General features: G+C 74.7%; 9 protein-coding genes. 8 read left to right on the plus strand and 1 reads right to left on the minus strand.

Going from position 1 to position 11,851, the window contains the following annotated elements:
* Positions 1 to 64 precede the first annotated feature (64 nt).
* The 8 genes from JE024_RS19695 to JE024_RS19730 all read left to right on the plus strand — a co-directional run bounded on the left by JE024_RS19695 (position 65) and on the right by JE024_RS19730 (position 10,768).
* Positions 65 to 1,735, plus strand: a complete 1,671-nt coding sequence (locus JE024_RS19695) for an acyclic terpene utilization AtuA family protein (RefSeq protein ID WP_205376627.1) — start codon at positions 65 to 67, stop codon at positions 1,733 to 1,735.
* Positions 1,732 to 3,330: an acyl-CoA carboxylase subunit beta gene (locus JE024_RS19700; protein ID WP_205374840.1), complete on the plus strand. Its 1,599-nt coding sequence runs from the start codon at positions 1,732 to 1,734 to the stop codon at positions 3,328 to 3,330. The genes JE024_RS19695 and JE024_RS19700 overlap by 4 nt, the downstream gene beginning before the upstream one ends.
* A gap of 8 nt (positions 3,331 to 3,338) precedes the next feature.
* Complete coding sequence (locus JE024_RS19705; protein WP_205374841.1) at positions 3,339 to 5,303, plus strand: acetyl/propionyl/methylcrotonyl-CoA carboxylase subunit alpha; 1,965 nt, start codon at positions 3,339 to 3,341, stop codon at positions 5,301 to 5,303.
* Entirely contained in the window at positions 5,300 to 6,430 is a 1,131-nt protein-coding gene (locus tag JE024_RS19710) for an acyl-CoA dehydrogenase family protein (protein WP_205374842.1), read from the plus strand. The genes JE024_RS19705 and JE024_RS19710 overlap by 4 nt, the downstream gene beginning before the upstream one ends.
* 42 nt (positions 6,431 to 6,472) lie before the next feature.
* On the plus strand, positions 6,473 to 8,080 hold the full coding sequence (locus JE024_RS19715; RefSeq protein ID WP_205374843.1) for a 4-coumarate--CoA ligase family protein: 1,608 nt from the start codon (positions 6,473 to 6,475) through the stop codon (positions 8,078 to 8,080).
* 17 nt (positions 8,081 to 8,097) lie between these two features.
* Positions 8,098 to 8,829 (plus strand): enoyl-CoA hydratase family protein, encoded by a 732-nt coding sequence (locus JE024_RS19720; RefSeq protein WP_205374844.1) that lies wholly within the window; start codon positions 8,098 to 8,100, stop codon positions 8,827 to 8,829.
* The gene (locus JE024_RS19725; RefSeq protein WP_205374845.1) at positions 8,817 to 9,413 is read left to right on the plus strand and encodes a TetR/AcrR family transcriptional regulator; all 597 of its coding nucleotides are present in this window, start codon (positions 8,817 to 8,819) and stop codon (positions 9,411 to 9,413) included. Before JE024_RS19720 ends, JE024_RS19725 begins: the two co-directional genes overlap by 13 nt.
* Positions 9,414 to 9,694: 281 nt before the next feature.
* On the plus strand, positions 9,695 to 10,768 hold the full coding sequence (locus JE024_RS19730) for an isopenicillin N synthase family dioxygenase (RefSeq protein ID WP_205374846.1): 1,074 nt from the start codon (positions 9,695 to 9,697) through the stop codon (positions 10,766 to 10,768).
* Here JE024_RS19730 and JE024_RS19735 read toward each other — a convergent pair.
* Positions 10,738 to 11,847 carry a citrate synthase 2 gene (locus tag JE024_RS19735; protein ID WP_205374847.1) on the minus strand — a complete coding sequence of 370 codons (1,110 nt, stop codon included), beginning with the start codon at positions 11,845 to 11,847 and terminating at the stop codon, positions 10,738 to 10,740. The two genes, JE024_RS19730 and JE024_RS19735, sit on opposite strands and share 31 nt — an antisense overlap.
* Between the last annotated feature and the right edge of the window lie 4 nt (positions 11,848 to 11,851).

Raw genomic sequence — 11,851 nt, forward strand, 5'->3', positions numbered from 1 at the left:
CCCCGACGCGAACGCCCCCGGAACGGACAACGCCCCCCACGCGGACACCCCCGGCGGCGGGCGGGTGCTGCGGATCGGGAACGCGTCCGGGTTCTACGGCGACCGGTTCGACGCCGTGCGCGAGATGCTCGACGGCGGCCCCCTCGACGTGCTCACCGGCGACTACCTGGCCGAGCTCACCCTGCTCATCCTCGGCCGGGACCGGCTGAAGGACCCGCGCCTGGGGTACGCCAAGACGTTCCTGCGGCAGCTCGAGGACACCCTCGGGCTCGCCCGGGAGCGCGGGGTGCGGATCGTCGCCAACGCGGGCGGCCTCAACCCGGCGTCCCTCGCCGACGCCGTGCGGGAGCTCGGCGAGCGCGTCGGCGTCCCCGTCCGGGTCGGGCACGTGGAGGGCGACGACCTCACGGCACGCCACCCGGGGGCGCTCACCGCCAACGCCTATCTCGGCGGCGCCGGGATCACCGCCTGCCTCGCGGCCGGGGCCGACGTCGTCGTCACCGGCCGGGTCACCGACGCCGCGCTGGTCACCGGCCCCGCGGCCTGGTGGCACGGCTGGGGGCCCGGGGAGTACGACCGTCTCGCCGGAGCCGTCGTCGCCGGGCACGTCCTCGAATGCGGCACCCAGGCCACCGGCGGCAACTACGCCTTCTTCACGGGCCACGACGTCCGCCGCCCCGGCTTCCCGCTCGCCGAGATCCACCCCGACGGGACCGCCGTCGTCACCAAGCACCCCGGCACCGGCGGCGTCGTCGACACCGGCACCGTCACCGCGCAGCTCCTCTACGAGACGGCCGGCCCCCGCTACGCCGGGCCCGACGTCACCGCCCGGCTCGACACCGCCCGCCTGACACAGGACGGCCCCGACCGGGTCCGGATCTCCGGGGTGCGCGGCGAGGCGCCGCCGCCCGCGCTCAAGGTCGGGCTGAACCGCCTCGGCGGCTGGCGCAACGAGGTGGTCTTCGTGCTCACCGGCCTCGACATCGAGGCCAAGGCCCGGCTGGTGCGCGAGCAGGTGGAGGAGGCGCTCGGCGAGCGGCGTCCCGCCGAGGTCCGCTGGGAGCTGGCCCGGACCGAGCACCCGGACGCGGACACCGAGGAGCGCGCCAGCGCCCTCCTGCGGCTCGTGGTGCGCGACCAGGACGCGGAGAAGGTCGGACGGGCCGTCAGCGGCGCCGCGATCGAGCTGGCCCTCGGCAGCTACCCGGGCTTCCATGTCACCGCCCCGCCCGGGAAGGGCGCGCCCTACGGGGTGTTCGAGGCCGCGTACACCGGCGCGGCCGGGGTCCCGCACACGGCGGTGCTGCCGGACGGCACCCGGCGGGCGGTCCCCGCCCCCGGCGTGACGCTGCCCCTCGCGGACCTGCCCGAGCCGCCGCTGCCCGAGCCGCTGCCGCCGGGGCCCGTCCGGCGTGCCCCGCTCGGGCTGGTGCTGGGGGCCCGCAGCGGCGACAAGGGCGGCGACGCCAACGTCGGCGTCTGGGCGCGCGGCGAGGACGCCTGGCGCTGGCTCGCCCGTGAACTGACCGTGGAGCGGCTGCGCGAGCTGCTGCCGGAGACCGCCGGGCTCGCCGTCGAACGCCATGTGCTGCCGAACCTGCGGGCGGTGAACTTCCTCGTCCGGGGCGTCCTCGGCGAGGGCGTCGCCGCGCAGGCCCGGTTCGACCCCCAGGCCAAGGCGCTCGGCGAATGGCTGCGTGCCCGCCACACCGACATCCCGGAGGCCCTGCTGTGACCGTCCTCGGCTCGGCCGTCGACCCGACGAGCCCCGAACACGCCGCCCACCGCGCCGCCCTGCTGGACCGGCTCGCCGAGCTGGAGGGCGAGCACGCCAAGGCGCTGGCCGGCGGCGGCGAGAAGTACGTCTCCCGGCACCGGGGGCGCGGCAAGCTGCTCGCCCGGGAGCGCATCGAACTGCTGGTGGACCGGGACACCCCGTTCCTGGAGCTGTCGCCGCTGGCCGGCTGGGGGAGCGACTACCCGGTCGGCGCCTCGCTCGTCACCGGCATCGGCACCGTCGAGGGCGTCGAGTGCCTGATCACGGCCAACGACCCCACCGTGCGCGGCGGCGCCTCCAACCCGTGGACGCTGAAGAAGGCGCTGCGGGCCAACGAGATCGCGTTCGCCAACCGGCTGCCGGTGATCTCGCTGGTGGAGTCCGGCGGGGCCGACCTGCCGTCGCAGAAGGAGATCTTCATCCCGGGCGGCGCGCTCTTCCGGGACCTCACCCGGCTGTCGGCGGCCGGCATCCCCACCGTCGCGGTGGTCTTCGGCAACTCGACGGCGGGCGGCGCCTACGTGCCCGGCATGTCGGACCACACGGTGATGATCGAGGAGCGCTCCAAGGTGTTCCTCGGCGGGCCGCCGCTGGTGAAGATGGCGACCGGCGAGGAGAGCGACGACGAGTCCCTCGGCGGCGCCGGGATGCACGCCCGCGTCTCCGGCCTCGCCGACCACTTCGCCGTCGACGAGCAGGACGCCCTGCGCCAGGCGCGGCGGATCGTCGCCCGGCTCAACCACCGCAAGGCGCACCCCGATCCGGCGCCCGCCGAGCCGCCGAAGTACGCGGCCGAGGAACTGCTCGGCATCGTGCCGGACGACCTGAAGACGCCGTTCGACCCCCGCGAGGTGATCGCCCGGCTCGTCGACGGCTCCGACTTCGACGAGTTCAAGCCGCTGTACGGGGCGAGCCTGGTCACCGGATGGGCCCGGCTGCACGGCTATCCGGTGGGCGTCCTCGCCAACGCGCAGGGCGTGCTCTTCTCCGCCGAGTCGCAGAAGGCCGCCCAGTTCATCCAGCTCGCGAACCAGCGCGACATCCCGCTGCTGTTCCTGCACAACACCACCGGCTACATGGTCGGCAAGGAGTACGAGCAGGGCGGCATCATCAAGCACGGCGCGATGATGATCAACGCGGTGTCCAACTCCCGCGTCCCGCACCTGTCGGTGCTGATGGGCGCGTCCTACGGCGCCGGCCACTACGGCATGTGCGGCCGGGCCTACGACCCGCGGTTCCTGTTCGCGTGGCCGAGCGCCAAGTCGGCCGTGATGGGGCCGCAGCAACTCGCCGGCGTGCTGTCGATCGTGGCGCGCGCCTCGGCCGCCGCCAAGGGGATGCCGTACGACGACGAGGCCGACGCCGGACTGCGCGCGATGGTCGAGGCGCAGATCGAGTCCGAGTCGCTGCCGGCGTTCCTGTCCGGGCGGCTCTACGACGACGGGGTCATCGACCCCCGCGACACCCGGACGGTCCTCGGGATGTGTCTGTCCGCGATCCACACGGCACCGGTCGAGGGCGCCCGCGGCGGCTTCGGCGTCTTCCGAATGTGAGGCCCGACATGATCTCCACCGTCCTTGTCGCCAACCGCGGCGAGATCGCGTGCCGTGTCTTCCGCACCTGCCGGGAGCTGGGCATCGCCACGGTCGCCGTCCACTCCGACCCGGACGCGGACGCCCTGCACGTACGGGAGGCGGACGCGGCCGTCCGGCTGCCCGGCGCCACCCCCGCCGAGACGTATCTGCGCGGCGACCTCGTGGTGAAGGCCGCCCTCGCGGCGGGCGCCGACGCCGTGCACCCGGGCTACGGCTTCCTCTCCGAGAACGCCGCCTTCGCACGGGCCGTCACCGACGCCGGTCTGATCTGGATCGGCCCGCCCCCCGGGGCCATCGAGGCCATGGCGTCCAAGACCCGCGCCAAGGAGCTCATGGGCATCGCCCCGCTCGCCGCCGGCGACGTCACCGAGCGGGACCTGCCGCTGCTGGTGAAGGCCGCGGCGGGCGGCGGCGGCCGCGGCATGCGGGTGGTCCGCACCCTCGCCGGACTGCCCGGAGCGCTGGAGGCCGCGTCCGCCGAGGCGGCCTCGGCCTTCGGCGACGGGGAGGTCTTCGTCGAGCCGTACATCGAGCGCGGCCGCCATGTCGAGGTGCAGATCATGGCCGACGGCCACGGCACGGTGTGGACGCTCGGCACCCGGGACTGCTCGCTCCAGCGCCGCCACCAGAAGGTGATCGAGGAGTGCCCCGCGCCCGGACTCCCGCCGGAGACGGCCGCCCGGCTCCAGGAGTCGGCGCGCGCCGCCGCCGCGGCCGTGGACTACCGGGGCGCCGGCACCGTCGAGTTCCTCGTGGGCGACGACGGACGGGAGCACTTCCTGGAGATGAACACCCGCCTCCAGGTCGAACACCCCGTCACGGAGGCCGTGTTCGGCGTCGACCTGGTGGCCCTGCAGCTCGCCGTCGCGGAGGGCCGCCCGCTGCCCGCCGAGCCGCCCCGGCCCCGGGGCCACGCCGTGGAGGCCCGCCTCTACGCGGAGGACCCGGCCGCGGGCTGGGCCCCGCAGACCGGCACCCTGCACGCCCTCGACGTCCCGGGGACCGGCGCGGCTCCCGGGAGCGACACCGGCACCCGGGTGGACGCCGGCTACGCCGCGGGGGACACCATCGGCGTCCACTACGACCCGATGATCGCCAAGGTCGTCGCCTGGGCGCCCACCCGCGAGCAGGCCGTGCGGCGGCTCGCCCACGCCCTGCGGCGGGCACACGTCCACGGGCCCGCCACCAACCGGGCGCTGCTGGCCGCCTCGCTGGACCACGCCGGCTTCGCCGCCGACCGCCTGGACACCGGCTTCTACGACCGCCACCTGGAGGAGCTGACCGCGCCGGGCCCCGGCGAGCGGCACGCCGCCGTCGCCGCCGCCCTCGCCGCGGCCGCCGCCCGCGCCGGACGGTTCGGCGGCGCCTGGCGCAATCTGCCGTCCCAGGCGCAGACCGCGGCCTACGGGGAGCACGAGATCCGCTACCGGCCCACCCGCGACGGCGGTTACGAGCTCGAAGGGGAGCCCGGCACCCGGGTCGTCCGGGCCGAGCCGCACCGGGTCGTCCTGGAGACCGAGGGCGTGGCGCGCGCGTTCACCGTCCGCGCCCACGGCGACGGCCGGACCCATGTCGACGGCCCGCTCGGCGCCCACACCCTGACCGAGCGGCCCCGCTTCACCGACCCCACCGACCGGGCCGTGCCCGGCTCGCTGCTCGCCCCCATGCCCGGGACGGTCGTCCGCCTCGGCGACGGGGTCGTCGAAGGGGCCGCCGTCACCGAGGGCCAGCCCCTCATCTGGCTGGAGGCCATGAAGATGGAGCACCGGATCACCGCTCCGGCCTCCGGCACGCTCACCGCCCTGCACGCCGTCCCCGGCCGCCAGGTCGAGGTCGGCACCCTGCTCGCCGTCGTACAGGACGTCACGGAGACACAGGACGTCACCGGGACACAGGACGTCACCGAAGCACAGGAGGCCGCCGCATCATGAGCACCTTGGAGAGCCAGGACCACACGGACCTGCGCACCGCCGTCGCCGCCCTCGCCCGGCGCCACGGCCCCGGCTACGACCGCGCCACCCTCTGGGCCGAGGCGGGCAAGCTCGGCTACCTCGGCGTCAACCTGCCCGAGGAGTACGGGGGCGGGGGCGGCGGCATCGCCGAACTGTCCATCGTCCTGGAGGAGTCCGGCGCCGCCGGCTGCCCCCTGCTGATGATGATCGTCTCCCCGGCCATCTGCGCCACCGTCATCGACCGCTTCGGCACCGACGAGCAGCGCCGCGCCTGGCTGCCCGGGCTCGCCGACGGCAGCCTGACCATGGCCTTCGGGATCACCGAGCCCGACGCCGGCTCCAACTCCCACCGGATCACCACGACCGCCCGCCGGGACGGCGACGACTGGCTGCTCACCGGCCGCAAGGTCTTCGTCTCCGGCGTCGACATCGCCGACGCCACCCTGATCGTCGCCCGCACCGAGGACGCCAGGACCGGCAGCCTCAAGCCCTGCCTGTTCATCGTCCCGCGCGAGGCCCCCGGCTTCGGCCGCCGCGCCATCGACATGGAACTCCAGGCGGAGGAGCGGCAGTTCGAGCTCACCCTGGACGACGTCCGGCTGCCGGCCGACGCCCTCGTCGGCGAGGAGGACGCCGGGCTCCTCCAGCTCTTCGCCGGGCTGAACCCGGAACGCATCATGACCGCCGCCTTCGCCATCGGCATGGGCCGCCACGCCCTCGCCAAGGCCGTCGACTACGCGAAGACCCGCCAGGTGTGGAAGGCGCCCATCGGCGCCCACCAGGCCATCGCCCACCCGCTCGCCCAGGCCCACATAGAACTGGAGCTGGCCCGGCTGATGATGCAGAAGGCCGCCGCCCTGTACGACGCGGGCGACGACGTCGGCGCCGGCGAGGCCGCCAACATGGCCAAGTACGCCGCCGGCGAGGCCTGCGTGCGGGCCGTCGACCAGGCCGTGCACACCCTCGGCGGCAACGGCCTCACCCGCGAGTACGGCCTGGCGAAGCTGATCGCCGCCTCACGGGTCGCCCGGATCGCGCCCGTCAGCCGGGAGATGATCCTGAACTACGTGTCCCACCAGTCCCTGGGTCTCCCCAAGTCCTACTGACAGACGTCATTCTGGCCGTCCACAACAGCAGGGAGGGCAGTCATGGTGTTCCGCAGCAGCTACGCCGACGTCCCGGCCGTCGTCGAACCCATCCACGAGGCCGTACTCGGCCGCGCCGGGGAGTACGGCGACACCGTCGCCCTGGTCGACGGCGTGAACGGCACCACCGTCACCTACCGGCAGCTCGACCTCTTCCACCGCAGGATCGCCGCCGCGCTCGCCGCGGCGGGCCTGCGCAAGGGTGACGTGCTCGCCCTGCACAGCCCCAACACGGTCGCCTACCCCGTCGTGTTCTACGGGGCGACCCGCGCCGGGGCGTCCGTCACGACCGTCCACCCGCTGGCCACGGCGGAGGAGTTCGCCAAGCAGCTCCGCGACTCCTCCGCCCGCTGGATCGTCACCGTCTCGCCGCTGCTGGAGGTCGCCCGCCGGGCCGCCGAGATCGCCTCCGGCATCGAGGAGATCTTCGTCTGCGACCGGGCCGAGGGCCACGTCAGCATCACCGACATGTTCACCTCGACCGCCCCCGAACCGGACGTGGCCATCGACCCCTCCGAGGACGTCGCGGCCCTCCCGTACTCCTCCGGGACGACGGGGGTGCCCAAGGGGGTGATGCTCACCCACCGCTCCATCGCCTCCAACCTGGGGCAACTGGAGCCCTTCGTGCCGCTGGGGCCCGGCGACAAGATCCTCGCCGTGCTGCCGTTCTTCCACATCTACGGGCTGACCGCCCTGATGAACGCCCCGCTGCGCACCGGCGCCACCGTCGTCGTGCTGCCCCGCTTCGAACTGGACACCTTCCTCGGCGCCATCCAGGAACACCGCATCAACGGCCTGTACGTCGCCCCGCCGATCGTCCTCGCGCTCGCCAAGCACCCCGCCGTCGACGGCTACGACCTCTCCTCGCTGGAGTACATCGTCTCCGCCGCCGCACCGCTGGACGCGAGCCTCGGCGAGGCGTGCTCCCGGCGCCTCGGCCTGCCGCCGGTCCGCCAGGCGTACGGCATGACCGAACTGTCGCCCGGCACCCATGTGGTGCCGCTGACGGTGGAGAACCCGCCGCCCGGCGCGGTCGGCCTGCTGCTGCCGGGCACCGAGATGCGCATCCTCGCCCTCGACGGGTCCGGCGACCTCGGGCCGGGGGAGGAGGGCGAGATCGCCATCCGCGGACCGCAGGTCATGAAGGGCTACCTCGGCCGGCCCGACGCCACCGCGGCCATGATCGACGAGGACGGCTGGGTGCACACCGGCGACGTCGGCCGCGTCGACGAGGAGGGCTGGCTCTTCGTCGTCGACCGGGTCAAGGAACTCATCAAGTACAAGGGGTTCCAGGTGGCGCCCGCCGAACTGGAGGCCCTGCTGCTCACCCACCCGTCCGTCGCCGACGCCGCCGTCATCGGGGTGCTCGACGACGACGGCAACGAGATCCCCAAGGCGTACGTCGTCCGGCAGCCGGGCCACGACGCGCTGACGGCGGACGAGGTGACGGCCTTCGTCGCCGAGCGGGTGTCCCCGTACAAGAAGGTCCGCCGGATCGAGTTCACCGGGGGCATCCCCCGCGCCGCGTCGGGGAAGATCCTCCGCCGGGAGCTGCGGGACCGGGAGAGCGCGGCCGCCGGTCCGGCAGCCCCCGAAGCCAAGGCCCCCTGACCACCACGGAGGAGCGCATGACCGTCGTCACGGCCCACGAGCGGGGCGTCACCACCCTCACGCTCGACAACCCGGCCAACCGGAACGCCCTCTCGGGGGCGCTCGTCGGCGAGCTCGCCGACGCCCTCGCCGGGTGCGCCGGCGACCCCGGCGTGCGGGCGGTGGTCCTCACCCACACCGGGACGACGTTCAGCGCCGGCGCGGACCTCAAGGCGCCGCCCAGCCCCTACGCGTTCGTCGCACTGCTCCGGCAGATCGTCGCCCTGCCCAAGCCCGTCGTCGCCCGCGTCGCGGGACACGTGCGGGCCGGCGGCCTCGGCCTCGTCGGGGCGTGCGACATCGCGGCGGCCACCACCGGGTCCGACTTCGCCTTCACCGAGGTGCGCATCGGGGTCGCCCCGGCCGTCATCTCCCTGCCGCTGCTGCCCCGGATGCAGCCCCGGGCCGCCGAGCGCCTCTACCTCACCGGGGAGCGCTTCGACGCCGCCGAGGCCGCCCGCTGCGGGCTGCTCACGCTCACCGCCGACGACGTGGACGCGGCGCTGGAGCCCGTGCTCGACGCCCTGCGCAAGGGCTCCCCGCAGGGCCTGGCCGCGTCGAAGGAGCTGGTCACGGCTAGGGTGCTGGAGACCTTCGACCGGGACGCCGAGGACCTGGTGCAGCGTTCGGCGACGCTGTTCGCCTCGGCCGAGGCGCGCGAGGGGATGACGGCCTTCCTCGAACGACGGGATCCCGCATGGGTGTTCTGACTCCGCCCGGCGCGGCGCACGGCCCGAAGCAGGACCGCAGCCGGGCCACCCGGCAGCGGCTCCTGGAGGCGGCGGTGGCCTGCCTGGCAGAGGTCGGCTGGGCCGGCTCCACGGTCTCGGTGGTCGCCGAGCGGGCCGGCGTCTCGCGGGGGGCCGCCCAGCACCACTTCCCGACCCGGGAGGACCTGTTCACCGCCGCCGTCGAGTACGTCGCCGAGGAACGCTCCCAGGCCCTGCGGGAGCTGCCCCCGCAGAGCCGCCCCGAGGTGGTCGCCGCCCTCGTCGACCTCTACACCGGCCCGCTCTTCCGGGCGGCGCTCCAGCTCTGGGTGGCCGCCTCCAACGAGGAGCCGCTGCGGCCCCGGGTCACCGAACTGGAGGCCCGCGTCGGCCGGGAGACCCACCGGATCGCGGTCCGGCTGCTCAAGGCCGACGAGTCCGTCCCCGGCGTGCGCGAGACCGTCCAGGGCCTGCTGGACATGGCCCGCGGCCTGGGCCTCGCCAACGTCCTCACCGACGACACGGCCCGCCGCCACCGGGTGGTCGCCCAGTGGGCCGCCCTCGTCGAGCACGGCCTGGGCTGACCCCACCCCACCTGCGATCCGGGCGTGTGTGAGCTGGGTCACCTTGAAAAGGGTGGGTCCGCAGTACCCTGGACGCATGATTCCGCTCGTTCGCCGCCGCCACGTGGACTACGTCCGCGTCACGAGCACGAGCTGTCGCCGCCCCGCCTGACCGGTGATCCGTGCGGCCCCGCCGCCCCACCGCAGGCCGTGCCGCGCCCCACCACCGCCGTCCCGGCGACACCCGGCCCCGCCCCACCCACCGGCGGCCCCGGGCCCCTGCTCACCCAGCGGATGTCACCATGTCGCACACCACTTCGTCGTACCCCGCGTCGCACCCCGGCCACCGCCGGCTGCCCGTCATCGACCTCTCCGCGGCCGACCGCGGCCCGGACGAGCGCGCCGCCCTCCACGACCGGCTGCACGCCGCCGCCCACGAGGTCGGCTTCTTCCAGCTCGTCGGCCACGGCGTCACCGGCGCCGAGACCGCCGCCCTCGACCGCGCCATGCGGGCCTTCTTCGCCCTGCCCGAGGCCGACCGCCTCGCCCTCGACAACGTGCGCTCGCCCCACTTCCGCGGCTACACCCGCACCGGCGACGAACGCACCGGAGGCAGCCGCGACTGGCGCGACCAGCTCGACATCGGCCTCGAACGCCCCGCCCGCGTGCCCGCGCCCGGCGAGGAGCCCTACTGGTGGCTCCAGGGCCCCAACCAGTGGCCCGCCGCCCTCCCGGAGCTGCGCACCGCCGCCCTCGGCTGGATCGACCGGCTCTCCGCCGTCGCCGACCGCCTGCTGCGCGAACTCCTCGCGGCCATCGGCGCGGACCCCGCCTTCTACGACGCGGCCTTCCGCGACGGCGCCCACCCGCACCTCAAGCTCGTCCGCTACCCGGGCAGCGCCGGCGACGGCAGCGCCCAGGGCGTCGGCGCCCACAAGGACTACGGCTTCCTCACCCTGCTGCTCCAGGACACCGTGGGCGGCCTCCAGGTCGAGCGCGAGGACGGCCGCTTCCACGACGTCCCGCCGATGCCCGGCGCCTTCGTCGTCAACCTCGGCGAACTGCTGGAGGTCGCCACCGACGGCTACCTCAAGGCGACCCACCACCGGGTCGTCAGCCCGCCCGGCGCCCGCGAGCGCTTCTCGGTGCCCTACTTCCACAACCCGCGCCTCGACGCCCGGATCGCCCCGCTCGTCTTCCCGCACGCCCGGCTCGCCCCCGGCGCCACGGCCGACCCGGCGAATCCGCTCTTCGCCGAGTACGGCCGCAACGAGCTGAAGGGCAAGCTGCGCGCCCACCCCCTGGTGGCCGCGCGCCACCACGCGGACCTGGTGCTCCCGCGGGCTCAGGCCCCGGTGGCCGCGATGTCGTCGTAGCCCGCGATGTCCCGCGGATCGCGGGTGCCGGGGCCGGTGTAGCGGGCCGACGGGCGGACCAGCCGGCCGGTGCGCTTCTGCTCCAGGATGTGCGCCGACCAGCCCGCGGTGCGGGCGCAGGTGAACATCGAGGTGAACATGTGGGCCGGCACCTCGGCGAAGTCCAGCACGATGGCCGCCCAGAACTCCACGTTGGTGGCGAGCACCCGGTCGGGGCGGCGGTTGTGCAGCTCCTCCAGCGCGGCCTTCTCCAGCGCCTCGGCGACCTCGAAGCGGGGCGCGGCCAGCTCCTTCGCGGTGCGGCGCAGCACCCGGGCGCGCGGGTCCTCGGCCCGGTACACCCGGTGCCCGAAGCCCATCAGGCGCTCGCCCTTGTCGAGCGCCGTGCGGACGTAGGCGGCGGCGTCGCCCGTCCGCTCGATCTCCTCGATCATGCCGAGCACCCGCGAGGGGGCGCCGCCGTGCAGCGGCCCCGACATCGCGCCCACCGCGCCGGAGAGCGCGGCGGCGACGTCGGCGCCGGTCGATGCGATCACCCGGGCGGTGAAGGTGGAGGCGTTCATGCCGTGCTCGGCGGCCGACGTCCAGTAGGCGTCGACGGCCTTGACGTGCCGCGGGTCCGGCTCGCCGCGCCAGCGGATCATGAAGCGCTCCACCACGGAGGCGGCCTTGTCGATCTCGCTCTGCGGCACCATCGGCAGTCCCTGCCCGCGCGCGGACTGCGCGACGTAGGACAGGGCCATCACGGCCGCCCGCGCCAGGTCGTCACGGGCCTGCGCCTCGTCGATGTCGAGGAGCGGTTTGAGCCCCCACACCGGGGCGAGCATCGCCAGCGCCGACTGCACGTCCACCCGGATGTCGCCGGAGTGGACCGGGATCGGGAACGGTTCGGCGGGCGGCAGACCGGGGTTGAACGCCCCGTCGACCAGCAGGCCCCAGACGTTGCCGAACGAGACGTGACCCACGAGGTCCTCGATGTCGACGCCCCGGTAGCGGAGGGAGCCGCCCTCCTTGTCCGGTTCGGCGATCTCCGTCTCGAACGCGACGACTCCTTCGAGTCCAGGTACGAAGTCGGACATCAGG

Origin of the sequence: Streptomyces zhihengii (assembly GCF_016919245.1) — a bacterium.
Lineage (GTDB): Bacteria > Actinomycetota > Actinomycetes > Streptomycetales > Streptomycetaceae > Streptomyces > Streptomyces zhihengii.

Coding starts and splice junctions, on each gene's coding strand:
- JE024_RS19710 (WP_205374842.1), top strand. CDS start 5,300: ATGAGCACCTTGGAGAGCCAGGACCACACGGACCTGCGCACCGCCGTC.
- JE024_RS19725 (WP_205374845.1), top strand. CDS start 8,817: ATGGGTGTTCTGACTCCGCCCGGCGCGGCGCACGGCCCGAAGCAGGAC.
- JE024_RS19730 (WP_205374846.1), top strand. CDS start 9,695: ATGTCGCACACCACTTCGTCGTACCCCGCGTCGCACCCCGGCCACCGC.
- JE024_RS19715 (WP_205374843.1), top strand. CDS start 6,473: ATGGTGTTCCGCAGCAGCTACGCCGACGTCCCGGCCGTCGTCGAACCC.
- JE024_RS19705 (WP_205374841.1), top strand. CDS start 3,339: ATGATCTCCACCGTCCTTGTCGCCAACCGCGGCGAGATCGCGTGCCGT.
- JE024_RS19720 (WP_205374844.1), top strand. CDS start 8,098: ATGACCGTCGTCACGGCCCACGAGCGGGGCGTCACCACCCTCACGCTC.
- JE024_RS19735 (WP_205374847.1), bottom strand. CDS start 11,847: ATGTCCGACTTCGTACCTGGACTCGAAGGAGTCGTCGCGTTCGAGACG.